The 26,125-nt window shown below is 44.1% G+C and carries 27 protein-coding genes; 10 read left to right on the plus strand and 17 right to left on the minus strand.

Features of this window, described 5'->3' with window-relative positions:
* Positions 1-8: 8 nt before the first annotated feature.
* The 10 genes from atpH to mioC form a co-directional block, all read right to left on the minus strand.
* Positions 9-542, minus strand: a complete 534-nt coding sequence (gene atpH, locus GWI56_RS18090) for a F0F1 ATP synthase subunit delta (RefSeq protein WP_006083842.1) — start codon at positions 540-542, stop codon at positions 9-11.
* A gap of 15 nt (positions 543-557) precedes the next feature.
* A complete protein-coding gene (gene atpF / locus GWI56_RS18095; RefSeq protein WP_006083841.1) occupies positions 558-1,028 on the minus strand; it encodes a F0F1 ATP synthase subunit B in 471 nt (156 codons plus the stop codon).
* A 37-nt stretch (positions 1,029-1,065) separates the two neighbouring features.
* Positions 1,066-1,317 carry a F0F1 ATP synthase subunit C gene (gene atpE / locus GWI56_RS18100; RefSeq protein WP_006083840.1) on the minus strand — a complete coding sequence of 84 codons (252 nt, stop codon included), beginning with the start codon at positions 1,315-1,317 and terminating at the stop codon, positions 1,066-1,068.
* A 64-nt stretch (positions 1,318-1,381) separates the two neighbouring features.
* Complete coding sequence (atpB, locus tag GWI56_RS18105) at positions 1,382-2,176, minus strand: F0F1 ATP synthase subunit A (protein ID WP_105250793.1); 795 nt, start codon at positions 2,174-2,176, stop codon at positions 1,382-1,384.
* Between the two features lie 12 nt (positions 2,177-2,188).
* Positions 2,189-2,572, minus strand: a complete 384-nt coding sequence (locus tag GWI56_RS18110; RefSeq protein ID WP_105250794.1) for an ATP synthase subunit I — start codon at positions 2,570-2,572, stop codon at positions 2,189-2,191.
* Positions 2,573-2,797: 225 nt separating this feature from the next.
* Positions 2,798-3,676 carry a ParB/RepB/Spo0J family partition protein gene (locus GWI56_RS18115; RefSeq protein WP_105250795.1) on the minus strand — a complete coding sequence of 293 codons (879 nt, stop codon included), beginning with the start codon at positions 3,674-3,676 and terminating at the stop codon, positions 2,798-2,800.
* A 9-nt stretch (positions 3,677-3,685) separates the two neighbouring features.
* A complete protein-coding gene (locus GWI56_RS18120; protein WP_105250796.1) occupies positions 3,686-4,474 on the minus strand; it encodes a ParA family protein in 789 nt (262 codons plus the stop codon).
* A 73-nt stretch (positions 4,475-4,547) separates the two neighbouring features.
* Complete coding sequence (rsmG, locus tag GWI56_RS18125; protein ID WP_105250797.1) at positions 4,548-5,168, minus strand: 16S rRNA (guanine(527)-N(7))-methyltransferase RsmG; 621 nt, start codon at positions 5,166-5,168, stop codon at positions 4,548-4,550.
* 117 nt (positions 5,169-5,285) lie between these two features.
* Positions 5,286-7,175, minus strand: a complete 1,890-nt coding sequence (gene mnmG / locus GWI56_RS18130) for a tRNA uridine-5-carboxymethylaminomethyl(34) synthesis enzyme MnmG (protein ID WP_113941417.1) — start codon at positions 7,173-7,175, stop codon at positions 5,286-5,288.
* Between the two features lie 439 nt (positions 7,176-7,614).
* On the minus strand, positions 7,615-8,055 hold the full coding sequence (gene mioC, locus GWI56_RS18135) for an FMN-binding protein MioC (protein WP_198573709.1): 441 nt from the start codon (positions 8,053-8,055) through the stop codon (positions 7,615-7,617).
* 250 nt (positions 8,056-8,305) lie between these two features.
* Here mioC and GWI56_RS18140 point away from each other — a divergent pair, with 250 nt between their 5' ends.
* The gene (locus GWI56_RS18140) at positions 8,306-9,859 is read left to right on the plus strand and encodes an oligopeptide:H+ symporter (RefSeq protein WP_198573710.1); all 1,554 of its coding nucleotides are present in this window, start codon (positions 8,306-8,308) and stop codon (positions 9,857-9,859) included.
* A gap of 84 nt (positions 9,860-9,943) precedes the next feature.
* Here GWI56_RS18140 and mnmE read toward each other — a convergent pair whose 3' ends face one another.
* From mnmE to rpmH, 5 genes are all read right to left on the minus strand, one after another.
* Entirely contained in the window at positions 9,944-11,305 is a 1,362-nt protein-coding gene (mnmE, locus tag GWI56_RS18145) for a tRNA uridine-5-carboxymethylaminomethyl(34) synthesis GTPase MnmE (protein WP_198573711.1), read from the minus strand.
* Positions 11,306-11,411: 106 nt separating this feature from the next.
* Positions 11,412-13,040, minus strand: coding sequence for a membrane protein insertase YidC (gene yidC, locus GWI56_RS18150; RefSeq protein WP_198573712.1), 1,629 nt, complete (start codon positions 13,038-13,040; stop codon positions 11,412-11,414).
* A 3-nt stretch (positions 13,041-13,043) separates the two neighbouring features.
* Positions 13,044-13,298 (minus strand): membrane protein insertion efficiency factor YidD, encoded by a 255-nt coding sequence (yidD, locus tag GWI56_RS18155; protein ID WP_006083829.1) that lies wholly within the window; start codon positions 13,296-13,298, stop codon positions 13,044-13,046.
* Complete coding sequence (gene rnpA, locus GWI56_RS18160; protein ID WP_105250802.1) at positions 13,265-13,621, minus strand: ribonuclease P protein component; 357 nt, start codon at positions 13,619-13,621, stop codon at positions 13,265-13,267. Before rnpA ends, yidD begins: the two co-directional genes overlap by 34 nt.
* Positions 13,622-13,636: 15 nt before the next feature.
* A complete protein-coding gene (gene rpmH, locus GWI56_RS18165; protein WP_006083827.1) occupies positions 13,637-13,774 on the minus strand; it encodes a 50S ribosomal protein L34 in 138 nt (45 codons plus the stop codon).
* Between the two features lie 445 nt (positions 13,775-14,219).
* On the opposite strand from rpmH, the gene dnaA reads away from it, so the two are divergent.
* The 4 genes from dnaA to gyrB all read left to right on the plus strand — a co-directional run bounded on the left by dnaA (position 14,220) and on the right by gyrB (position 20,446).
* Positions 14,220-15,608, plus strand: coding sequence for a chromosomal replication initiator protein DnaA (gene dnaA, locus GWI56_RS18170; protein ID WP_113941415.1), 1,389 nt, complete (start codon positions 14,220-14,222; stop codon positions 15,606-15,608).
* Between the two features lie 19 nt (positions 15,609-15,627).
* Positions 15,628-16,728, plus strand: coding sequence for a DNA polymerase III subunit beta (gene dnaN / locus GWI56_RS18175; protein WP_105250803.1), 1,101 nt, complete (start codon positions 15,628-15,630; stop codon positions 16,726-16,728).
* 201 nt (positions 16,729-16,929) lie between these two features.
* Complete coding sequence (recF, locus tag GWI56_RS18180; RefSeq protein ID WP_105250804.1) at positions 16,930-18,012, plus strand: DNA replication/repair protein RecF; 1,083 nt, start codon at positions 16,930-16,932, stop codon at positions 18,010-18,012.
* 16 nt (positions 18,013-18,028) lie between these two features.
* On the plus strand, positions 18,029-20,446 hold the full coding sequence (gene gyrB, locus GWI56_RS18185) for a DNA topoisomerase (ATP-hydrolyzing) subunit B (protein WP_113941413.1): 2,418 nt from the start codon (positions 18,029-18,031) through the stop codon (positions 20,444-20,446).
* Between the two features lie 112 nt (positions 20,447-20,558).
* Here the strand turns inward: gyrB and GWI56_RS18190 are convergent, their stop codons facing one another.
* Positions 20,559-21,221: a glutathione S-transferase family protein gene (locus tag GWI56_RS18190; RefSeq protein WP_198573713.1), complete on the minus strand. Its 663-nt coding sequence runs from the start codon at positions 21,219-21,221 to the stop codon at positions 20,559-20,561.
* A 240-nt stretch (positions 21,222-21,461) separates the two neighbouring features.
* Here GWI56_RS18190 and GWI56_RS18195 point away from each other — a divergent pair, with 240 nt between their 5' ends.
* The 4 genes from GWI56_RS18195 to GWI56_RS18210 are packed head-to-tail and all read left to right on the plus strand — an operon-like array spanning position 21,462 to position 23,707.
* Positions 21,462-21,764, plus strand: coding sequence for a hypothetical protein (locus tag GWI56_RS18195; RefSeq protein ID WP_006083821.1), 303 nt, complete (start codon positions 21,462-21,464; stop codon positions 21,762-21,764).
* A 1-nt stretch (position 21,765) separates the two neighbouring features.
* A complete protein-coding gene (locus tag GWI56_RS18200) occupies positions 21,766-22,992 on the plus strand; it encodes a sulfite oxidase (protein ID WP_198573714.1) in 1,227 nt (408 codons plus the stop codon).
* Positions 22,992-23,375, plus strand: coding sequence for a cytochrome C (locus tag GWI56_RS18205; protein WP_198573715.1), 384 nt, complete (start codon positions 22,992-22,994; stop codon positions 23,373-23,375). The genes GWI56_RS18200 and GWI56_RS18205 overlap by 1 nt, the downstream gene beginning before the upstream one ends.
* Positions 23,372-23,707, plus strand: a complete 336-nt coding sequence (locus tag GWI56_RS18210) for a c-type cytochrome (protein WP_198573716.1) — start codon at positions 23,372-23,374, stop codon at positions 23,705-23,707. Before GWI56_RS18205 ends, GWI56_RS18210 begins: the two co-directional genes overlap by 4 nt.
* A gap of 93 nt (positions 23,708-23,800) precedes the next feature.
* On the opposite strand, the gene GWI56_RS18215 is transcribed toward GWI56_RS18210, so the two are convergent.
* On the minus strand, positions 23,801-24,721 hold the full coding sequence (locus tag GWI56_RS18215; RefSeq protein WP_198573717.1) for a biotin-dependent carboxyltransferase family protein: 921 nt from the start codon (positions 24,719-24,721) through the stop codon (positions 23,801-23,803).
* A gap of 333 nt (positions 24,722-25,054) precedes the next feature.
* Between GWI56_RS18215 and GWI56_RS18220 the strand changes: the two genes are divergently transcribed.
* Entirely contained in the window at positions 25,055-26,095 is a 1,041-nt protein-coding gene (locus GWI56_RS18220; RefSeq protein WP_198573718.1) for an HDOD domain-containing protein, read from the plus strand.
* The last annotated feature ends 30 nt before the right edge of the window (positions 26,096-26,125 follow it).

Raw genomic sequence — 26,125 nt, forward strand, 5'->3', positions numbered from 1 at the left:
ACTCCCAATTACGACTGCAGCTTATCAGACAGACGCGATAACTTACCGCGGACCGAGCCATCGATGACTAGGTCTCCTGTCTTAATGATTACACCGGCGATGAGCGCGGCGTCAGTGCTACAATTCAGCTTAACTTTGCGTGCGAGACGTTTCTCTAAAGAAATACTAATCTGCTGTTGTTGTTCAGAGCTCAGCTCAGTTGCAGAAACCACATCGGCTTCTACTTCTTTTGCCCACTCATTACGGTATTCAGTAAATAACTGAGATACAGCAGGTAGCACCTTTAAGCGACCGTTTTCAGCCATTACCTTTATCAGGTTCTGACCTTGCACATTGACTTGCTCACCACACACACTAATAAAGAGTGCTGCGAGCTTAGTGCTGGCTAAAGAGCCAGCTAACAGTGGTTGCATGGTTTCGTTTTCACTCACCAATGCGGCAAACGTGAGCATTTCAGCCCAAGAATCCACTGCATCTTGTTCAATAGCAAAGTCAAAAGCTGCCTTTGCGTAAGGGCGAGCGATGGTGGTTAATTCAGCCATAACTCAACTCCCTTATCAAATTTCAGCGACTAGTTTATTAACTATGTCACTGTGGGCGGCTGGATCAATAGAACGCTCAAGGATCTTCTCAGCACCCATGATGGCAAGAGTAGCAACCTGCTTACGCAGATCCTCTTTGACGCGATTACGTTCAGCTTCAATTTCTGCTTTACCCTGAGCGATGATTTTAGCACGCTCAGCGTCTGCTTCGGTTTTGGCTTCTTCAACTATTTGAGCTTTACGCTTGTTAGCTTGCTCAATAATTTCATTAGCCGTTACCTTGGCTTCTTTTAGTTGGTCAGTCGCTTTCGCTTGTGCCAACTCCAGGTCTTTTACCGCACGATCAGCATCAGCTAGACCGTCAGCAATCCTTTTTTGGCGCTCTTCGATGGCATTCATCAAAGGGGGCCATACAAACTTCATGCAAAACCACACGAAGATGATAAAGGCGACCGTCTGACCGATTAGGGTAGCGTTGAAATTCACAACAGCCTCCTATTTAGAGTTAAGACAGAAGCGTTTTTTACAGCATTGCACCCAGTGGGTTGGTAAATAGCATAAATAATGCGATACCAACACCGATCATAGTTACGGCGTCAAGAAGACCCGCTACGATGAACATTTTAACTTGTAGCATAGGAGCCATTTCTGGTTGACGCGCAGCGCCTTCCAAGAACTTACCGCCTAATAAGCCGAAACCGATTGCAGTACCAAGAGCACCCATACCAATCAGCAGAGCAACAGCGATAGCTGTCATGCCTAAAATCGTTTCCATCTGTATCTCCAGTATCTAAATCTATATTAGTTGATGATTTAGTTTAAAATTTCTTCAGCAATCCTTAATGATCTTCATGCGCCATGCTTAAATAAACAATGGTCAACATCATGAAGATAAACGCCTGCAGCGTGATAACCAAAATGTGGAATATTAACCAGCCCAGTTGCAGAGTCACACCTAGGGTAGATAATAACAAGTTGGTACCATACATCAGCGCAATAAGGATGAAGATCAACTCACCTGCGTACAAGTTACCAAAGAGTCGCAATGCCAATGAAATTGGCTTAGCAATCAAAGTAACAGTCTCTAATAGGAGGTTGACGGGTATCATTGCCTTATGGTTAAAGGGCTGTAGTGTCAATTCTTTAACAAACCCAGACACACCTTTGACCTTAATGCTGTAAAAAATAATCAGCACGAACACACCAATAGCTAAGCTAAAGGTAATGTTAACGTCAGTCGTCGGAACCGCTTTTAGATAGGGAATACCCATTAAACTTGCTGCGTGAGGCAGCCAATCTACAGGGATCATATCCATGAAGTTCATCATGAATACCCATACAAAAATGGTCAGAGCTAAAGGCGCGATCAGAGCATTGCGACCATGAAAACTTTCTTTCACGCTGTTATTTACGAACTCGACGATAATCTCAACAAAACATTGCAGTTTGCCAGGAACACCGGAAGTCGCTTTTTTACCAACGCTGCGGAAAATCCACAGGAACAGAACACCAAGACCAACCGAAAAGAACAACGAATCAATGTGCCATGTCCAAAAGCCTTCACCAACACTTAAGTTGGTAAGGTGATGTTGGATATAGCCCTGCGGTGTTAACGCTTCACCAGTTGCAGCCATGATTCATCCCACTTAACTTTGCTTGAAGTATAAAGGAGCTGTCCAATGCACGATTAGCGTCAGCACATAACAAACAAAAAGCGGCATAAAAGCGACCTTAAGATTGATAAATACAAACGAAAACATTGCGATGGTTAACAGCAACTTTACCGCTTCCCCCCAGTAAAAAGTCTTTATGACTTTTGCAGCTGAACTTGCTCCCGTGTGGGAGAAAGCGAGGGTTGCGAATACAAAATTAGGGAGCACAGCGATTGAACCACCTGCTAATGCAGAATAGCCAAACTGAACTCCCCACACGGCGAAAAAGAGAATTGAAGCACCCCCAGCGACCGCCGCCTGCATCATCACCAATTTATAGGCTGACCACCGGCCACGACGCGCTAAAACCTTACTCAATTCATCCTCTCCGCATTCATACTTTTTGTTTCGATGACCGGATGACAAATACCCGTATTTATGTCGATGCACAAAAAGCTTGCGAAAGTATACCTTTTCACGCCTTCATTGCAACTTTGAGATAAGGAAAAACAACACTTTTAACGTGATCTCGCGCCAAACGAGTTAAAATGTAAGATTAGCATCTGTCACAAATTTACATTAAAAACTGTTAATCTACAGACATTAATGAATTTTACTAAGAATTCCGTCTAATTCAGCCAGATTCTGATAGTTAATTACAATTTTACCCGTGCCCTTACTGCTATGAGCGATCGAAACCTTAGCACCTAATCTTTCAATTAACTGCTGCTCTAAACGACAAACATCTTGATCTTTAGTCGTAGTTTCGGCTTGTTTAGGCGGATTTAAGGTTTGATTAATTAATCGTTCAGTTTCGCGAACGGTTAATTCCTTAGCGGCCACTAATCTCGCAAGATTTGTTTGTTCTTCTCCCTCAATTGCCAACAAAGCGCGAGCATGACCCATATCAATGTCGCCATACTCGAGTAGACGCTTAACAGGCTCATTTAAGCCGTTTAAACGTAACAAGTTAGATACACTCGCTCTGGATTTTCCCACAACATCGGCAACCTGTTGGTGAGTCAGTTCAAACTCTTGCATTAAACGTTGCAATGCAATGGCTTCTTCCATGGCATTTAAGTCTTCACGCTGGATGTTTTCAATCAAAGCAATAGCAACAGCGGCTTCATCAGCTACTTGCTTTACTATGCAGGGGATTTTATTCAAGCCAGCAAGTTGCGCAGCACGCCAACGACGTTCACCCGCAATGATCTCATACATGTTATTCGTCACTTGTCTCACAACGATAGGCTGAATAATGCCTTGATTGCGGATAGAGTGTGCCAGTTCTTCCAACGCTTCGGGGGACATGTCTTTACGAGGTTGATACTTACCTGGCTGTAATAAGTCTAAATCGAGATGGATAAGCTCTTCTTTTTTATCGACAACATCAGCTTCGTCAGTGTGCTTTTTACTGGCGGCATGGCTGTTACTCAGTAGGGCATCTAACCCTTTGCCTAATCCTCTTTTCTTTAACGTCATGGTGATCCTTTACGCTTGCTTAGCCTGAGTTTGTTGTTCTGAACGACGGATCATTTCACCCGCAAGCGCTAGATACGCCTTAGCGCCAGCACTCGATTTATCGTAATACATAGCAGGCGCTCCAAAACTTGGTGCTTCTGCCAGCCTCACATTACGTGGGATAACAGTACGGTAGACTTTGTCACCAAAATGCTGTTTTAGCTGATCGGACACATCATTAGATAAACGATTACGCGGATCATACATAGTACGTAAAATGCCTTCGATGCCAAGTCCAGGATTAACCATAGCAGCAAGCTTAGTGATGGTATCAATCAGTGCAGTTAAGCCTTCGAGGGCATAATATTCACACTGCATAGGCACGAGTACAGAGTCGGCCGCAGACATAGCGTTTACGGTCAACATGTTCAATGAAGGAGGGCAGTCGATGAAGATATAATCATATTGATCTTTGATCGGTGCGAGCGCGTTACGCAAACGGATCTCACGGGCAAAAAACTCCATCAATTTGATTTCTGCCGCAGTGACATCGCCATTACTGGCGATCAGATCATACTTACCCGCAGTGTTTTTAATGACGATCTCGTCGAAGGATTTTTCTTCAACCAATAATTCATAGGCTGTATTAGCTACGTCATACTTATCGACACCGCTCCCCATGGTGGCATTACCTTGAGGATCGAGATCGATCAATAATACTTTACGTTTTGTTGCTGCTAACGAAGCGGCGAGGTTAACGCAAGTAGTTGTTTTTCCTACGCCACCTTTCTGGTTAGCCACGGCAATCACTTTACCCACAATATCACCCTGTATGTAAATGCTGGTTTATTGCCCTTGCTTATAAATGATTTATTTATCACTTTTAAGCCTGTTATTCTTTGATTATCTTCAATAAATGTCTTTTTTCATCGAGTTTAGGCACCTTAAGCTCGATAACTTCTTTCACCACAAATCCATTTGGAATATGTTGCATCTCTTCATCGTTTAACTGGCCTTTAAGTGCATAAAACTGTCCATGTTCGGCGGGGAGATGATGGCACCAAGTCAGCATATCTTGGATTGAGGCAAATGCACGACTTAATACACCATCGAATTTATCCTCCGGTTGATACGCTTCTACACGGCTTTCAACTGAGCTGATGTTATGTATGCCTAATTCAAAGGACACTTGTTTTTGAAAACGAATACGTTTACCTAAGCTGTCCAATAACACAAATTGTTTATCGGGATTCATAATGGCTAACGGGATCCCAGGTAAACCCGGTCCAGTGCCTACATCGATAAAACGTTCACCTTGCAGGTGTTTTGAAACCACTAAACTGTCCATGATATGACGGATCAGCATAGCTTCGGGATCTCTCACCGATGTCAGGTTATAGGCTTTATTCCATTTGTTGAGCATACCAACAAAATCAATTAGTTGTTTTTTCTGCTCGACGGTTGCGGGCAAATTAATTTCGGCTAAATAAGCCTCTAACTGGGCAGATAACACTGAGCAACCTCAACAAAGATACGATTATGAACGCGAAGGCTATTATGAAGCCCGAAAACGATGAAGGGAAGCCTGAATGCTTCCCTTCTATGACCTAAGCAGCGATTAAGCTAGCTTTTACGCACTCTTACGTAATAAGCCACGCTTTTTGAGGTGAACCAACAAAATTGAAATAGCCGCAGGCGTAATACCAGAGATCCGTGAGGCTTGGCCTATGGTTTCTGGTTTATGGTTATTTAACTTAGCAATCACCTCGTTCGACAAGCCCGGTACTTCTTTGTAATCGAGCGTCAAAGGCAAACCAGTGTTCTCATTACGCACAGCTTTGTTGATCTCTTCCTGCTGACGTTGAATATAACCAGAATACTTAACTTGGATCTGAACTTGCTCAGCCGCCTGTGGATCTTCAAGCCCTGGACCAAAACCTTCGATCTGCATCAACTTGCTGTAATCCATTTCTGGACGACGCAGTAATTCTTCAAATGATGCTTCGCGAGAGATAGGCGTATTCAAGTGTGGGTTTAACGCATGGATCAAAGGTGAATTTGGATGCACCCATTGAGCGCGCAAACGTTGTAACTCAAGTTCGATCGATTCTAACTTCTCACTAAATGCCGCCCAGCGAGTGTCGTCAACTAAACCTAATTCGCGACCTTTTGCCGTTAAGCGAATATCAGCGTTATCTTCACGGAGTAGCAAACGGTATTCGGCACGGCTAGTAAACATGCGGTACGGTTCTTTGGTACCCAGAGTCGATAAATCGTCAACTAGCACTCCAAGATACGCTTCGTCACGGCGTGGACACCAGGCTTCTTTGCCTTGCACTTGCAGTGAGGCATTCATGCCTGCTAACAAACCTTGAGCACCGGCTTCTTCATAACCTGTAGTGCCGTTTATTTGGCCAGCGAAGAATAAACCGTTGATCGCTTTGGTTTCTAATGAGTTTTTTAGATCTCTTGGATCGAAATAATCGTATTCGATCGCATAACCTGGACGCATGATTTCTGCGTTTTCCATGCCTTTGATCGAACGTACTAAATTCAACTGTACATCGAAAGGTAAACTAGTAGAGATCCCGTTAGGATAGATCTCATTGGTATTTAAACCTTCTGGTTCGATGAAGATCTGATGCGAAGATTTATCCGCAAAGCGGTGGATCTTGTCTTCAATCGATGGGCAATAACGTGGACCAATACCTTCGATGACGCCTGAATACATAGGGCTTCTGTCTAAACCACCACGAATAATTTCATGGGTTTTTTCATTGGTGTGAGTGATCCAGCAAGAAATCTGTTTTGGATGATGACTGACATCCCCCATAAATGACATGACAGGTAACGGAGAATCGCCTTTCTGTTCAGCCATTTGAGAAAAATCGATCGTGTTTGCATCGATACGTGGCGGTGTACCTGTTTTTAAACGACCGACTCGGATCGGTAATTCACGTAATCGATTTGCTAAAGCAATCGCTGGTGGATCGCCTGCACGACCACCGCTGTAGTTTTCTAAGCCTATATGAATTTTGCCGCTTAAGAATGTACCTGTTGTTAATACAACAGCTGGAGATTCAAAAGCTAAACCCATTTGGGTAACTACACCAACTACTTGATGATTTTCAACAATTAAGTCATCTACGGCTTGTTGGAAAATACGTAAGTTAGGTTGGTTTTGTAATATATTTTGGATTTTTTGACGATACAGTGCACGGTCAGCTTGTGCTCGTGTTGCTCGTACTGCTGGGCCTTTACTTGAATTTAAGGTTCTAAATTGGATCCCTGCATAATCGGTTGCGATTGCCATTGCACCACCTAAGGCGTCAATTTCTTTCACTAAATGGCCTTTGCCTATGCCACCGATCGCTGGATTACATGACATTTGTCCTAACGTATCGATATTGTGCGTTAGTAATAATGTTTTTGATCCCATTCTTGCTGCTGCCAACGCGGCTTCAGTTCCGGCATGACCACCACCAACAACAATAACATCAAACCGTTCATGAAAATGCATGCCACTACCTTCAATTGCTAAGAGACTCAGTACGAGCCGAGCATTTTAGCATTTGCTTCGTCTTAGGTGAATGATCATTTTACGCTGTTCGATCGAGATGATCCGGACTAATAGATCTTAAGATCTTTATATAGATCTTCTTATTATGTTTACTATTAGGATCGCGTTTTTCTGTGCATAACCCAAATTCATTATATAAATCATTAATTAGCGCGATCTTGATCCTGTGATCTGATCGCGATCTAATGTCATTAAACATGGGGATAGATCGCCTACTTATCCACAAGGCGGATCATTAAGCAGATCGGACTGTGAATAGTACAGAGGTTGATCAGATCTAAATAATAGCTTATCCACATGTTTATACTTTAAATAAGTAAATTGTGGATAAATAGGATCTAAACTGTACATAGATCGGGACCTTATCCAATAAGCGATCTTAAATGTCCTGTTGCCATTGTGCTAACCATGCAAGGGCTGGGTCTTCCGGCACAGGATCAAGCTGTACATCGATCTGGATCTTATCCACAAAGGCTTTTGCATCGTAGTCTTGAATGGCCGAAATTAATTTTTCTGGGCCTTGGCAAAAGGTATCGTAACTTGAGTCACCAATTGCACATAAGGCAAAGTTTACTTGGCTGAGATCCGGTTTTTGCTCGGTAATTTCGTTGAAAAAAGGCTGAATATTATCTGGAAGATCACCAGCTCCATGAGTTGATGACACGATAATCCACAGTGCATGGGTGTCTATTTCGCACAATGTTGGGGTTAAATGAACTTGAACTTGGTGTCCTTGCTCCGTTAATTGGGCCATCATTTCGTCGGCAACATACTCTGCACTGCCCAATGTTGTACCAACGATTACTTCAATCTTTGCCATTATGATTTCTCAGTGTGTTGTTGTTTTTAAAACTAATTTCAATTAAATAGATAGCTGAATGGCTATTATTATGTTCATCATAAAGGAAATGTGGATAGGACCACAGAAGCGATACGTGATTTTTGCAGTTTTTGCATCCTTTATATAAGGTTGGTTTCGCTTACATGTTACCTTTAGCTTCTTGATACATAATTAATATATTTAAAAAGTTAATTTCATTTAAAATCAAATAATTATAATAGGATGATCCATGACAACACCCGTAAATGCGCCCCAGTGGCCACGGCAAATTCCTTACATCATAGCCAGTGAAGCTTGTGAACGTTTTAGCTTTTACGGTATGCGGAATATTCTTACCCCATTCTTGATGACAGCACTTTTGTTGTCTATTCCAGAAGAACTGCGCGGAACTATGGCTAAGGATGTGTTCCATTCCTTTGTCATTGGAGTGTATTTTTTCCCGTTACTCGGTGGTTGGATTGCCGATCGTTTTTTCGGTAAATACAATACTATCTTATGGTTAAGTTTAATTTACTGTGTTGGCCATGCGTTTCTCGCTATTTTTGAACACAGTATTCAAGGGTTTTATACGGGATTATTTTTAATTGCGCTCGGATCGGGTGGGATTAAGCCCTTGGTTTCTTCCTTTATGGGGGATCAATTTGATCAAACCAATAAAACATTGGCGCAGAAAGCGTTTGATTTGTTTTATTTTACGATTAACTTTGGCTCCTTCTTCGCCTCGTTATCTATGCCATTACTATTGAAATATTATGGTGCTGCGGTCGCATTTGGGATCCCTGGTGTCTTAATGTTTATTGCAACTGTGTTCTTCTGGTTAGGCCGCAAACGTTATGTGCATATGCCACCCGAGCCGAAAAATCCCCATGGTTTTTTACCCGTTATTCGTACCGCATTGCTCACTAAAATTGCTGGTCAAGCCAACATAGGTTTAGTGTTAGCTTTAGTTGGGATAATTTCTGCTGCGTATGCTTTAGTGAATATTCCAACCTTAGGTATCGTTGCTGGTTTGTGTTGTGCGTTAGTGCTTGTGATGGGATTTGTTGGCGCTGGGGCTTCATTGCAACTTGAACGCGCTAGGGGGAACCATCCGGATATCGCCGTTGATGGGGTGCGTTCAGTACTACGGATCTTAATCTTATTTGCGTTAGTGACTCCCTTTTGGTCTTTGTTCGATCAGAAAGCGTCCACTTGGATATTGCAAGCCAATGACATGTCTAAACCGGAATGGTTTGAACCCGCTATGATGCAAGCTTTAAACCCATTATTAGTTATGTTACTGATCCCATTTAATAACTTTGTGTTATATCCAGCGATTGAGCGTATGGGGATAAAGTTAACTGCTTTGCGTAAAATGGGGGCTGGGATTGCCATCACGGGCGTGAGTTGGATAGTCGTTGGTAGCATTCAATTGGTGATGGATGGCGGCTCGGTATTATCAATCTTTTGGCAGATTGTGCCCTATGCTTTGCTCACCTTTGGTGAAGTATTAGTCTCTGCCACTGGGCTAGAGTTTGCCTACAGCCAAGCGCCTAAAGCCATGAAAGGCACTATCATGAGTTTTTGGACCTTATCAGTGACCGTCGGTAACTTATGGGTGTTACTGGCGAACGTCAGTGTGAAAAGTCCGGCTGTGACCGAACAAATTGCCCAGACGGGGATCAGCATTACCGCATTTCAGATGTTTTTCTTCGCTGGTTTTGCCATCTTGGCGGCATTGATGTTTGCGCTTTATGCAAGATCCTATCAAATGCAAGATCATTACCGCCACGTCGAATCATGAGGATGGGTGGAAATATTCGGTTGTAGATAAAAAATCAGCCCATATCGTATGGGCTGATTTATATGAAAATAATATTAAGGTTAGTTATTTTCCGATACAGAAAGAGCTGAAAATCTTGCCGAGTAAATCGTCAGAAGTGAAGCGGCCAGTGATTTCTGATAGTGCTAATTGGCACATGCGTAACTCTTCTGCTAGCAGTTCTCCTGCTAGATATACTTCTAATTGTTCTTTACCCAATTGCAGATGGTTTGCGGCGAGTTCAAGGGCTTCTAAGTGACGACGCCGGGCGATAAAGCCACCTTCGAGGTTACTCTGGTAGCCCATGAGTGATTTTAAATGCTGCTTTAACTGTTCAACACCTAAGCCTGTTTTCGCCGAGATCCGGTAAACACTATAACCTTGTTCCTCTGTCATCATTAAGTCTTCGCCAGTGAGATCGGCTTTATTGCGGATCACTGTTACACCTAAATTTGAGGGCAGGCGATCGACAAAGTCAGGCCAAATATCATGGGGATTAACGGCGGCTGTGGTGGTGCCATCAACCATAAATAACACCCGATCGGCACTGTTTATTTCATTCCAAGCGCGTTCTATACCAATTTGTTCAACGGTATCTGTCGTATCACGTAGACCTGCGGTATCGATAATGTGCAGTGGCATGCCATCTAAGTGGATGTGCTCGCGTAATACATCCCTTGTTGTACCGGCAATTTCGGTAACGATAGCCGATTCTTTACCGGCTAAAGCGTTTAATAAGCTGGATTTTCCGGCGTTAGGACGACCCGCGATCACGACTTTCATGCCTTCGCGGATGATAGAACCTTGTTTAGCACTGGCTTGCACTAGGTCAAGTTTGTCGATGATTTTGTAGAGTGCATTGGCAATTTTACCATCACTTAAAAAGTCGACTTCTTCATCGGGGAAATCAATCGCAGCTTCTACATATAAACGTAGGTTAGTGACTTGATCCACCAGCTCATGGACTTCCTTAGAAAATTCACCCTGGAGTGATTGCAGCGCGCTTTTAGCCGCTTGCTCACTGGTGGCATCGATAAGATCGGCAATCGCTTCGGCTTGGGTTAAGTCTAGCTTGTCGTTCATAAAGGCTTGTTCGCTGAACTCACCGGGTTTGGCTATTCGAATACCACCGACTTCCATTACACGTTTGATCAGCATGTCTAGAACGATTTGGCCGCCGTGGCCTTGAAGTTCTAATACATCTTCGCCAGTAAAGGAATTGGGGCCTTTAAAAAACAGCGCTATGCCTTGGTCGATTACTTGGCCTGTTGCACTTTTAAAGTCGCAATAATCGGCATATCTCGTTTTAGGAAGATGACCCAATACGGCCATAGCGACATCACTGGCCTTGTTGCCTGAAATTCGGATGATGCCAACGCCGCCACGTCCGGGCGCGGTGGCTTGAGCCACGATAGTGTCAGTTGTCACGGAAATACCCACCAAACTAATATCTACCAAATCATGTAAAGGAAAAGGCGGCTAATTAAGCCGCCTTTAGTATTATTTTCACTTTATGCTTTGCTAAAGGTAGGGCTTATTTTAAGCCTTTTTTCTCAAGACCTGCATAAATAATCTTCTGCTGCGTGATGGCAACTATGTTACCTACTAACCAGTACAGTACTAGACCTGATGGGAACCACAGGAAGAATACGGTAAAGATTACTGGCATCCATTGCATCATTTTCACTTGCATTGGATCCATTGTCGGCGCAATTGGTTGCATCTTCTGCATTACAAACATAGAGACGCCCATCAGCAGCGGCAGTATGTAGTAAGGATCTTGTACCGATAAATCGTGGATCCACAGCATAAATGGTGCATGACGTAATTCGAAGCTTTCTAGCAATACCCAGTATAAGGCAATGAAGATTGGCATCTGTAAAATAATAGGTAAACAGCCACCCATAGGGTTAACTTTTTCTTTCTTATACAGTTCCATCATGGCTTGACCCATCTTTTGACGGTCATCACCAAAGCGTTCTTTCAAATCTGTCAGCTTAGGTTGCAGGTTACGCATCTTCGCCATTGAGGTGTACTGTGCTTTTGTCAGCGGGAACAGTAAACCACGAACGGTTAACGTGATCAGAATAATTGCCACACCCCAGTTACCGACGAATGATTGATAGAACATCAATAGCCAGTGAATAGGAACTGCTAACCACCATAAGAAACCGTAATCGACCACTAGATTTAAGGTTTCAGAAATCGCTGACAGTGCCGCTTGATCCTTAGGACCAACATAGAACTGTGAGCTAATTTCTTGGCTGGCACCAGGTGCAATATCGTATACCGCGCCGCGGAAACCAATATTAGCTAAACCGCCAGCACTGACACTAGAAAAAATGGTGTTGCTGTCAGTTGCGGGTGGCACCCAAGCTGAAACGAAATAGTGTTGTAACATGGCTGCCCAACCGCCTAAAGTGGCTTGGTTCAGGTTACTTTTGGCCATGTCGTCAAAGTTGTATTTTTCATAGCGCACATCATTCGTTGAGAACGCACCACCACGATAGGTAGGCATCATCATGCTGCTTTCAGATGGCTTGATCGTTTGTTTAATCTGACCGTACATCTGAACTTGCAGCGGTGCTGCTGAAGTGTTGTTGATTTTATAGTCAATATCTATGTTGAACTTACCGCGATGGAATACGAACACTTTAGTGTAAGTCACACCATTGTCAGCGATATAAGTTAACGGTACTTCTAAGGTATCTTGGCCTTCGGCTAAGGTATATTCAGTTGCCGTTGTGCTAAATGCGGCACGGCCTTTTGCGCTGCTATCGATACCATCGCGACCAATTAGGCCACTTTGAGCTATATAAGTGAAATCATTCGTTTGCTCAAGCAATACGAATGGTTGATCTTTCTCTAGTTCTTTTTTGTGCGAAACTAACGCAGCAAAAACGATGTCACCACCCACTGGATTGATCTGAATGTCTAACTGATCTGTTTTTACCGTAATCAGTTTGCTGTTTGCAGTAACTGCTGCAGCAGGAACACCTGTATCAGCTTCTGGAACATCGGCACTGTGCGAGCTTGCCGCGTTCGCCACTAAGGACGATTCGGTTGCAACGGGTTTAGGAGCTTTGTCTGCTTGCCACTGTTGCCACAGCAAAAAGCTGACAAACAGTAGTCCTATGAGCAATATATTGCGTTGAGATTCCATAGCCTATTTATTACACCTATCATTTTTAGGGGGGACGGGATCACTACCGCCGGGATGTAAAGGGTGACATTTTAATATGCGTTTCAATGCAAACCAACAACCTTTCGCGGTTCCATGCACTTTTATTGCTTCAATAGCGTAGTGAGAGCAGGTGGGATTGAAACGGCATCGAGGGCCCAGTATAGGGCTTATGAATACTTGATAGCCACGAATTAACGTGGTCGCTAGCCATTGTAGCGGCGACTGAGTTTGCGCCATAGCTTTTCTATCAATTTGTTGATTTCAGCGTTTTCCATTTCCATCACGCCATTTCTGACAAGCACAACAATATCAAGATGAGGAATGTCGTGTTGATTTAAGCGAAAACTATCTCTGATCACGCGCTTAATACGGTTACGTTGATTGGCGCGTTTTACATAGCGTTTAGCAACAGTAAGGCCCATACGCGGATGTTGTTCCGTGTTAGGAATAGCGAGCAAGGTAATTTCAGCAGAAGATGCTTTGATGGGATTGGAAAATACAGATTTAAATTGCGCGGGAGTTAACAAACGTAACTCCCGCGAAAAGGTATAGCTAGTCAACTAGTTACCCACTTATTAAGCAGATAAACGAGCGCGACCTTTCGCACGACGACGTGCAAGCACCTTACGGCCGCCTACAGTAGCCATACGAGCGCGGAAGCCGTGAGAACGCTTGCGCTTCAGGTTGCTAGGTTGAAAAGTACGTTTACTCATGATGGCAATCCGTCTTTGTTATTAGTGAACATATCCTTATCTCTAGGATAGAGGTAAGGGCAAAAAAGAGGCCGAATTGTAATCACAATACTTAGTCACGTCAACAACGAAAGTAAGTAAGTGCTTTATTTCTGCCAGCGTACCCTTAGATCAATCCCCAGAATACACCATAAGATGTGGATAACTCTGTGTACGGACACTACATGTAGTAGTGAAGGGGATCTTCGAGCCGATCGAAGGGGCGCCATTATAGATCAATGTGGATCGCTTAATAAAGCAGGATTTGCGGTTAGTGCTGAATAAAAGGATCGTTTTGGATCTTTGATGATCGAGGATATCCACATAGAATGATCTCGCTGGGGATAAATATTTTTTAAGGATAGCGATCCTTGAGATCTCGCTATAGAATACACCTCTTTTTTGATGATCTTTTGGGGATAACTAAGTGGCTGTTTCACTTTGGCAACAATGTATCGGACGACTGCAAGATGAGCTTTCTGCTCAGCAGTTCAGTATGTGGATTAGACCGTTACAAGCCGAAATGGATGGAGATACTCTGGTGCTTTATGCGCCCAACCGCTTCGTGCTTGATTGGGTCAGAGATAAGTACATCAATATCATTAATCAGTTCTTTACTGAGCAAATGGGTAGTGACGCGCCTAAATTGCGTTTCGATATCGGTAGTCGTCCTTCGGCGAAAAAGCCAAGTGTACCGGCACCGATTGCGCCAACTCGAGCACCCAATACCCAAACGAAAGCGACTGTGGGCACGACCTTTAATGTCCAAGCCGAGCCTATGGCGAACGCGAATCACCGCAGTAACATCAATCCTAGCTACCAGTTTGATAACTTCGTAGAAGGTAAGTCGAACCAATTAGGTAAGGCTGCGGCGTTACAAGTGGCTGAAAATCCGGGTGGTGCTTATAACCCACTATTTTTATATGGCGGAACAGGCCTAGGTAAGACTCACTTGTTGCACGCTGTCGGTAACGGGATCATTAAAAATAATCCTAATGCCAAAGTGGTTTACATGCATTCCGAGCGTTTTGTCCAGGACATGGTTAAAGCGCTGCAAAACAATGCGATCGAAGAATTTAAACGTTACTACCGTAGCGTCGATGCTTTGTTTATCGATGATATTCAATTTTTTGCCAATAAAGACAGATCCCAAGAAGAATTCTTTCATACCTTCAATGCGCTGCTTGAAGGTAATCACCAAATTATTTTGACTTCAGATCGTTATCCAAAAGAGATCGACGGTGTTGAAGACAGATTGAAATCGCGTTTCGGTTGGGGTTTAACTGTGGCTATTGAGCCACCAGAGTTAGAGACCCGCGTAGCGATCTTGATGCGTAAAGCTCAAGAGAGCGGCATTAACTTGCCCGATGAAGTGGCTTTCTTTATTGCTAAGCGTTTACGTTCAAACGTACGCGAGCTAGAAGGGGCATTAAACCGCGTTATCGCCAACGCTAACTTCACGGGTCGGCCAATTACTATTGATTTTGTTCGTGAAGCCTTACGTGACCTCTTGGCACTTCAAGAAAAATTAGTCACTATAGACAATATTCAGAAAACCGTAGCTGAATACTACAAGATCAAGATGGCTGATATGTTGTCTAAGCGTCGTTCACGCAGTGTCGCGCGCCCAAGGCAAGTGGCAATGGCGTTATCCAAAGAATTAACTAACCAAAGCTTGCCGGAAATTGGTGATGCTTTTGGTGGTCGAGATCACACCACAGTGTTGCATGCCTGTCGTAAGATTGCTCAGCTACGGGAAGAGAGCCACGACATTAAAGAAGATTATGCTAATTTGATTAGAACCTTATCTTCTTAAAACAAGGAATTTGGACACGATGAAATTCTCAATTGATAGGGATGCCCTATTAAAGCCGTTGCAATTGGTGTGTGGTGCGGTAGAAAGACGCCATAACTTGCCCATTTTGTCTAACCTCCTTGTAGAAGTAAGTGGTCACTCACTTAAGCTGACCGGTACAGATTTAGAAGTCGAACTCGTGGGCCAAGCTGTGGTTCACGGTGATATCGAAGAAGGTCGTACTACGGTTCCAGCGAAGAAACTGCTCGATATTGTTAAGTCTTTGCCAGAACAAAGCGAACTGAAAGTCGAACAACAAGATAATAAATGGTTGCTGCGCTCAGGCCGTAGCCGTTTTTCCTTAGCGACTTTGCCCGCAGAAGAATACCCTAACGTTGAAGCCTTCCAAGCTGAGATTGAATTTAGCTTGAAGCAGGGCGTGTTGAAGTCGATTATCGACTCGACGCAGTTTTCGATGGCTAACCAAGATGTACGCTATTACCTCAACGGATTATTGTTTGAAACTGAAGGTAATGTGTTGCGTGCGATAGCGACCGACGGTCATCGTTTAGCCTTAAGTCATCGTACGATTGAAGCACAATTACCGGAAAAACAAGTCATTGTGCCCCGTAAAGGCGTAATTGAAATGGCGCGCTTATTGGAGTCTGACGATCTCGATATCACCATTGCTATTGGTGATAATGCTATTCGTGCCACCACGGCTAACACAGTATTTACCAGTAAATTAGTCGATGGCCGCTTCCCTGATTATCGCCGTGTATTGCCAAAGGGCGGTGATAAAATTGTGATTGCGAGTCGTAATCACTTGAAGCAAGCGCTGACGCGGGCTTCTATTTTATCCAATGAAAAATTCCGTGGTGTGCGTATTCAACTTGAAAATGGTCTGCTCAAAATCACCGCTAATAATCCTGAACAGGAAGAAGCGGAAGAAATCATTGATGTGGAATACAACAATCAGGCCTTAGAAATTGGTTTTAACGTCAGTTATTTACTGGACGTGCTCAACAACCTTAAGTCCGATGATGTGCGTATCACGCTCATTGATGGTAACTCCAGCGCCCTAATCGAAAACCATTTGGAAGAAGATTCCATGTATGTGGTTATGCCGATGCGCTTATAAACCATCGATTTTTACGTTACCCGTGTCTGTACCTCTGTCTTCGATGTCTATGCCGCTTAACGGCGGCACAGTGTTTAATGCACAGCATTGGCCATTCCTTCACTCATTTACCGATAGTCTTAGCCTGTGGCAGTGATTGAGTTGCTCGTTAAGTGCTATGAATCCTTGCCTACGCCGTTTACGCGGCTTAATGAGTAATGCATGAGCCTGACCCGTCTCAATATCGAAGCGTTTCGCAACATTCAGTCCGCACAGTTAATCCCCGCACCTGGGATTAACGTGATTTATGGTCAAAATGGCAGCGGAAAAACCAGTATTTTAGAAGCCATTTATTTCCTCGGTATGGGGCGCTCGTTTCGCAGTCATTTATCCCAACGAGTGATTAATCACGATGACGATAAATTAACGCTATTTGCGACTTTAAATTTAGCGCGCGGTGACAGTAAAATTGGTTTACGCCGATTTCGCAATGGTGAGACGGAAGTGAAAATCGACGGCGAAAAAGTCAAACGTCTGTCGACCTTAGCCGAAGCTTTACCTATTCAAGTGATCACACCTGAAAGCTTTTCTTTACTGTTTGAAGGCCCAAAATCCCGTCGACAATTTATCGATTGGGGCGCATTTCATGCTGACCCACAGTTTTATGGCGCTTGGACGAATGTTCGTCGCGTTCTTAAACAAAGAAATCAATTACTTAGAAACGGTTCGGCTTACAGTCATATTCAATTTTGGGACCAAGAGTTTGTGCGCTATGCCGAGCAGGTCACCGAAATACGAAACCATTATGTAGACTCGTTAAATGAGCTACTTAAGGGTATAATCGGGGAGTTTTTACCGAGTGTAGATGTGAAGGTTTCATTTACGCGCGGCTGGGATAGTAAAACGGATTTTGCAGAACTACTCGAAAACCAATATTCCAGAGATTTGGCCACAGGTCATACCGTCAGCGGTCCCCATAAAGCTGACCTTAGACTTCGTGTAGGCACTTTGCCGGCGCAGGATGCCCTGTCCCGTGGTCAATTGAAATTATTAGTCTGTGCACTGCGTATTGCACAGGGAAAGTTGCTCAAACAACAAATAGATAAAAACAGTATTTATCTTGTGGACGATCTTCCGTCCGAGTTGGATGCACAGCATAGGCAGCTATTGCTTAAGCAGTTAACGGATACCGGAGCACAAGTTTTTGTGACCGCCATTGATCCTGCTGCAATAGTCGATTCGTTACACACGCCTCCCAGTAGGATGTTTCATGTGGAACAGGGACGTGTAACGGTAATTGAATAACCATTGAGAGAATAATATGTCAGAGAATAGTTACGATTCTTCGAGTATTAAGGTCCTTAAGGGCCTTGATGCAGTACGTAAGAGACCTGGGATGTATATTGGTGACACCGACGACGGTACGGGTCTACATCATATGGTGTTCGAAGTAGTCGATAACTCTATCGATGAAGCCTTAGCCGGCCACTGTAGCGATATTACGATTACTATCCATGTAGATGGTTCGGTTTCTGTTAAGGATGACGGCCGTGGTATTCCGGTCTCTATCCATGAGGAAGAAGGCGTATCGGCGGCAGAAGTTATTATGACGGTATTGCATGCCGGCGGTAAGTTCGACGATAACTCCTATAAAGTGTCTGGCGGTCTCCACGGCGTGGGTGTATCGGTTGTAAACGCTTTATCTAAAAAGCTGCAAATGACCATTCGTCGTGCTGGCAAAGTATATGAGCAGTTTTATACTCATGGTGTGCCTGATGCGCCGATCAAAGAGATTGGTGATGCAACCAAAACCGGTACCGAAATCCGTTTTTGGCCAAGTGAAGATACCTTCAGCGATGTTGAGTTTCACTTTGAAATTCTGGCAAAGCGTGTGCGTGAACTGTCTTTCCTTAACTCAGGCGTGGGTATTCGTCTGGTTGATGAACGCGACAATAAAAATGAATTTTTCAAATACGAAGGCGGTATTAGCGCATTCGTCGATTACCTGAACCGTAATAAAACACCCGTCAACAAAGACGTATTCCACTTTATGCAAGAGCGTGAAGATGGCATTACCGTTGAAGTGGCTATGCAGTGGAATGACGGTTATCAGGAAAATATTTTCTGTTTTACCAACAACATCCCACAGCGTGATGGTGGTACTCACTTAGTCGGTTTCCGTAGTGCGTTGACACGTAACCTCAACAGCTACATGGAAAACGAAGGCTATAACAAGAAAGGCAAAACCAGCGCGACTGGCGACGATGCCCGCGAAGGCTTGACTGCCGTTATCTCTGTTAAAGTGCCAGATCCTAAGTTCAGCTCGCAAACCAAAGACAAACTGGTTTCTAGTGAAGTGAAAACCGCGGTTGAACAAACCATGGGTGAGAAGCTGAACGATTATCTGCTGGAAAACCCAGCCGATGCGAAGTTGATCGTCGGTAAGATTGTTGATGCTGCCCGTGCCCGTGAAGCGGCGCGTAAAGCCCGTGAAATGACCCGTCGTAAAGGCGCACTCGATTTAGGTGGTTTGCCAGGTAAGCTGGCCGATTGCCAAGAAAAAGATCCTGGTCTTTCAGAAATTTACATAGTGGAAGGTGACTCTGCTGGCGGTAGCGCTAAGCAGGGACGTAACCGTAAGAACCAAGCGATTTTGCCACTGAAAGGTAAAATTCTAAACGTTGAGAAAGCCCGCTTCGATAAGATGTTGTCTTCTCAAGAAGTGGCCACACTGATCACGGCGCTCGGCTGTGGTATTGGTCGCGACGAATATAACCCTGATAAAACCCGTTACCACAACATCATCATCATGACGGATGCTGACGTCGACGGCTCGCACATTCGTACTTTGCTGTTGACCTTCTTTTTCCGTCAAATGCCTGAATTGATTGAACGTGGTTATGTGTATATTGCTCAACCGCCTTTATTTAAAGTAAAAAAGGGCAAGCAAGAACAGTATTTGAAAGATGAGCCTGCATTGACTCAATACCTCACGACTCAAGCATTGGATGGCACTGTTGTGTATCCAACGCAAGGTGCGATTGGTATGTCAGGTGAGCCGTTAGAGCGTTTGGTGACTCAGTATCGTGAAGTGGAAGCCATTGTTGCTCGTTTAGAGCAGCGCTATCCAACGCACATTACTAACCGTATGCTTTACCATCCAATGATCACCAACGAGATGTTGGCCGATGAAGGCAAGATGAAAGAGTGGATCGATGCCTTTATCCATGAGCTGGTGGAAATGGAAAACAGCGGTGTACTGTATTCTGCTGAGCCGATTCTCGATCCTGAGCGTAAAGTGTATCTGCCTAAGATCACCATTCGTAAGCACGGTATCGATACTAACTATCTGTTTACTTATGACTTCTTCCAATCAAGCGATTATCAACGTATCGGTAAGTTAGGTGCGGCGTTAGATGGCATGATTGAAGAAGGCGGCTATGTACAACGCGGCGATCGTGTTAAAGAAGTCGGCAGCTTCCTCGAAGCGCTAGATTGGACGATTTCTGAAGCCAAACGCGGCTTATACATTCAACGTTATAAAGGATTGGGTGAGATGAACCCTGAGCAATTGTGGGAAACTACAATGGATCCTGAATCACGCCGTATGTTGCAAGTCACGATTGATGATGCTGTGGGTGCCGATCAGTTGTTCACTTGTTTGATGGGTGATCAAGTTGAACCTCGTCGTGAGTTCATCGAAGCGAACGCATTGAACGTGGCTAACTTAGACGTTTAATGCTAGATGTATAATATTAGACGTGTAATGCGTGTTAAGTGACACGCGTTAGTACTTGAATGATTAAGGGAAAGCCAAGGCTTTCCCTTTTTTATCTCTATGATTTATCTCTTTATCGATCAATACCCGCTTCATCCGCCGCAACAATTTCAGTCTCTGCTTTAGCCGCATTAATCCACGCCTGCATTTCCGGACAGCTGATCACATGCTGCATATAGGCACGGCTTGCCTGCGAGACTTCAATATCGTAGGTAAGAAAACGCATAACCACAGGGGCAAACATCATGTCGGCAATCGACCATTGGCCAAATAACCAAGTACCTTCGGAATTTGATGGGGCAAACTCGGCCATCTGTGCAGACCAAATCGCATCGATGCGCTCAATGTCTTTGCGGACCGCATCTGTGAGTTCAACATAGCGCCTCGCGCGTATGTTCATTGGTAGAGCGTTACGCACGGCATTAAAGCCTGAATGCATTTCACTGGCAATCGATCTGGCCTTGGCTTTTTGTTTAGGAGCTTGCGGCCATGCGCTACCTGCAAGATAGGTGTCGTTGAGGTATTCACAAATTGATAGTGAATCCCATACCCTAATGTCACCATCGACTAATGTCGGTACTTTTAACGTCGGCGAAATGGCTTTGAGTTGCTGATAGAAGCTGTCGGTATCGAGTTGCAGTAATACTTCGTTGAACTGCACGCCAGATTTTGCGGCCATAAACCAAGCCCGCAGTGACCAGCTAGAGTAGTTTTTATTGCCAATATAAAGATCCATTGTTTGTCCTTGAGTGAAATGCCGAGTGTTTCTGCAAAGCTACTATATGGACTCATTTCACCTATGACTAATGAATATTTTACCCTTTCTACATCCGCTAATACACGTCATTTCTCTTGAGCTTACGAGTCACTTTTATTGAATTTAAACGACTCACAGCATTGAGATAATTTAACCATATCTTAATTACTTTGTTCGATGGATTCTGTCGAGATGAAGGCTAATTGGCGAGATAAATGTATGTGGCAGCGAGTAATTTACCCCGTAAGTGCACTGATTTTTATGCTATCGGCGGTGGCAAACGCCGATGAGGCAAATAAGTTATTGAATATGTGTAAGGCCTGTCATGGCGAGTCCGGTGTGAGTCGTTTTGAGCATATTCCTAACATCGGATGGCAAAACTCAGAATACCTATTGAAGCAGCTTCGAGCCTTTAAGGCGGGGAATCGCCAAGATCCCACTATGACTAAAGTCGCCCAACTCTTGACTGAGGCTGATATGCAGCTGATGGCGGATTACTTTTACCTCGGAAAGGATAAATAACATGGATCTTAATCGTCGGGTTTTTATTAAAGGTGCGGTAGCGACGTCTGTGTTATCAGCTTTACCCGTTAAGTGGGTATTTGCCGATCAGCTTCCCGCAGCCGTCACTCCTCTGGATATATCAGCATTAACTTGGACTAAGGCAGAGGACTTGCCGAGTTATTTCAAAGTGTTAAACACTCATCCACTGAATGCGTTTCCGCCGGAGCATAAGCTCGCTCCTGCTGTGACGCCTGCCGATGCATCGTTTATCCGTTGGAATGGCATAGTGCCTGATTTTAAGGCGCTGGATGCTAAGACTTGGACTTTTAAAGTGGATGGCGAGTCCGTTGCTACTCCGAAAACCTACACAATCGATGAGCTCAAGCGCCGCTTTAAGCATTACACATTACAGTTACTGATTGAATGTGGCGGTAATAGTCGCTCTGGCTTCTTTCCTAGTACTAAAGGCAATCAATGGAATAATGCTGGCGTATTTTGCTCCGAGTGGACAGGTGTCTTAGTGAGTGATGTGCTTAAGGATTGTGGTATTAAAGCTGATGCTGTTTATACAGGCCACCACGGTGTTGATCGGCATTTGAGCGGCAAAGGTGAGGCGATTTCACGCGGCGTACCAATAAAGGCGGCGCTCGAAGAGCTTGGGCTTATTGCATGGTCGATGAACGGTGAGGACATTCCGTATTTACATGGATATCCCTTACGTATTGTGTTTGGTGGACGGCCAGGCTCCGTTTCGCAAAAAGCGGCGACGGGGATCAGTGTGCGTAATAAAGTCCATGATGGACATAAAATGGAAGCACCAGCGTATCAACTCCCTAAATATCCTATAGCGCCAGGTGAGTCCGTTGATGATAAAGACTATAAAATCATTGAAGAAATGATAGTGAAGTCATTGATCACTCAACCCCAATCTGGAACCGAATTAGCTGTGGGTCAAAAGATGACTATCGCAGGCCATGCTTGGGCGGGATTGCGGGAAGTGGTTAAGGTGGAAGTAAGCTACGATTATGGCACCCGTTGGTTTGCCGCTGAATTAGAAAAACCTAAAAACATAACAGCATGGCAGCAATGGAAGATTGAATTGCAATTACCGTCGCAGGGCTATTATGAAATCTGGGCCAAAGCAACCGATAGTGAAGGTGATAGTCAGCCTGTCGTACAACCGCAATGGAATCCTAAGGGATATATGTTTAACGGCTGCCACCGTATTGCCGTTAGGGTGGTGTGATGAAGTCGCATATCAATAAACTGATATTGCTTGGGCTAGTAGCATCCAGTATTTCGCTAGCCGCTGAGTATCCAGTGGACCCTAAATCGGGTTTGATCATGGCTCCTGGCTGGGAGTTAGTGAACTATCAATGTAATGCCTGCCATACCAGTATGATAGTCGTGCAAAACCACGGCGATAAAGCCTTTTGGAAAGAGACTTTGCAGTGGATGATAGACACTCAGGGTTTATGGGACTTGTCGGATACTTGGGAGCCGACCTTGAGTTATCTAAGCACTCATTATGGGCAGGCTGAAATGGATATGACGATCTTCAGACGTCTACCTTTAGAACCGAACCTGCAGCCTACGCTAGTTAACCCTTTCCCTAAGGAACCAAAATGAAAGCGATTATCATAAGTTTGATTGCGCTATGTGGTTTATCCACAGAGGTTAATGGAGAGGTTTATCAAGCAGATATAGAGCGAGGTCAGGCATTGGCTACAGCACAGTGTGAGTCATGCCATGGCAATGCGGTGATCGCTATGGCCAAGCAATTCCCAAACTTAAAGGGACAAAAATTAGCTTATCTTAATAAACAGCTCGTCGATTTTAAAACCGGTTTACGACTCGATCCTTTGATGCAATCACAAGTCAGCGCGTTAAGCTCTGAGCAATTACAAGATGTGGCGCTGTTTTATAGCCAGCAAGTTACACCGAACCTAAGTGCGAATTAGCGCGAGCATAGTGTGTTATTTGAATTAAACCGATATAGGGTTTAGTAGGGAATACGGGGTGATATTTTGTAGATTTGATTATGTAGTGGTTCGTTAACCTAGGCTACGTTGTAGTCGATAGAAGTAGTCATGCCATTCTGCTTGCGCCGTTGCGGCTTGTTCATCGTCAACCAATTCGAATTTAACTGTCTGCCCTGGGCGAGTTTGCGCGAGTTTCCATAGATCGGCTTCAATAATCACGGCGATTTGAGGATGATTGCTGGTGGTCTTAGCATCGGCAAGTAACACTAAAGGTTGCCCCGAAGCTGACACTTGAATGACTCCGGGCTTGACTGTATGGGATTGAACGGGAAATGGTTTTGCTAAGGTCAATATTTCCCCGTTGAGTATTGCACTTGCACGATTGCTTTCTGCCGACAGTTGCCACTGTGTTTGCCAGAATGTTTGCTGAGATTTCAACGAGAAGGCTTGGGTGTGCTTTGTTGCGAGTGCGCGAATATGCCCATTCCAACTTTTTTGAATTGCGCCAACTTGCCTTCTTAGTGGATGAGCTGAACCTAAGGTCAGGTTATCGCCAGCTTCTAATGCGCGACCATGAAATCCACCGATACCTGAGGTTAAATCAGTTGCAGCAGAATCCATCACTAACGGCACTCTAACGCCGCCATCAATCGCAACATAGGCACGCATGCCTTTATTTCCCCCTCTAAGACTGAGTTTTTGTCCTGCCTTAATTGAGTAACGCCAGCCGCAAACTATGGGTTTATTGTCTATGCGGGCATCGAAATCGGCACCCGTTAAGGCAATCCAAGCATCACGTTTAAACAAAAAAATCGATTGGCCGAAGGTCAATTCCAGTACGGGTGTATTGTCTGGGTTTGAGAGTAGGCGGTTTGCTAAACACAGTGCAGGTCTATCTAAGGCACCAGCTTGGGTTACGCCTAAATGTCGATATCCCATGCGTCCGATATCTTGAACTGTGGTTAGTGCACCCGCTTTTATTACCTCGATCATCAAATTTTCCGTTGTTAGCTCGCGAGTAGATTGTTAATCACTTAAAGGGAGGCAAAATACGTATCCCTTTATGAATGGTAGGCATATTGTCAGTTAAATGATGCTGAAATGTAAGTTTTTTGAGGTTTCAACTTGTAACCAAGATTGTCTTTGTAAAAGCAGTAATGGTGGGATAGAAGAAGTCCGAAATGAATTGAATATGTTACACTTAAGCTAAGTATTAGCCTGTCTACAATGTCTTAATACACGGCTTGAGCTGATCAAAATGGATTTATGATGGGCAATATTTAAATGACTTTTTAACAATTATTTATAATGACAGGTTGATGCTTCTTGATTAAATCACTTTTTAATAAACTCTTTAATATTCGCGATACGGCGACCGTTGAGAGACCCAAAAGTTTTTCAACGACGGACTTAGGTAAGTCGCTTGAACCTGCGCGAAAGCCTGCTAAACCTCTCGAAGACATTAGCGTGGTATCTGTTGATTTATCTGCTCTCTTTTATAGTTTGTTATTTCCGACACGGGTTAAGGACACTGGCGGTGTAGCGAATAATCTTGAACGTCGGGTAATGGCGGAGATAGAGCAAGCCTTGGCATCGCCACAAGTCATCGCCGAAAAAGTGTTAAAGCTGCCATCAAAGGTATTGGAGTTAGATCGTAAATTGGCCGACCCACAATTTGATATTAAGGATCTATTAGCGCTTATCGAGCGAGATCCTTTATTGAGTATTGAGGTGCTTAAGCTGTGTAATTCTCCCGCGTTTAAACGTAGCGATAGGGATATCACCAGTTTACAGCAGGCTTTGGTACAGCTTGGCCGCGAACAGTTGAGAAAATTTGTCACCACTTGTTTAGTGCGTGAAATGTTGGATATCAAACCAATCTATTTCCGTCGTTTTGGGGCAGAAATTTGGCGCCATTCGATGCAGGTTGCTTTTCTCGCCAGTGAGTTAAGCGATGAAGATCAAGATACGGCTTTTTTATTGGGCCTATTACACGATGTCGGCAAGTTGGCTATTTTTAAAATGCTCCTCGATGCATTTGTACAGGCAGAGCCGGGAGAACAGCCTAATTCTGGATTATTTAGACAAGTGATGACGACGAAATCGTTAACCTTGAGTTCATTGCTTGCTAAGCATTGGCAGTTACCCAATACCTTTGAAACAGAATTAGACAAGCTTGCCAGTGTGAACTCGCGCCCGCAAGCGGGGCTCGCCGTAGTGGTATGGCGGGCGAATGTGATTAGCGAGATTTCTATGCTGCATCAAGCAGGGCAATTATCCCCTGAGATACTGGCGAATTTACTGCAGCAAGTTAACTTAGATCAAACTCAATTTGATGGCTTACATCAAAAACTGCTGCAGTTCTGATTGGGCTGTTTAAGATATCAGGACAATAAA

Source organism: Shewanella sp. DW31 (assembly GCF_015767295.1).
GTDB lineage: Bacteria > Pseudomonadota > Gammaproteobacteria > Enterobacterales > Shewanellaceae > Shewanella > Shewanella oncorhynchi.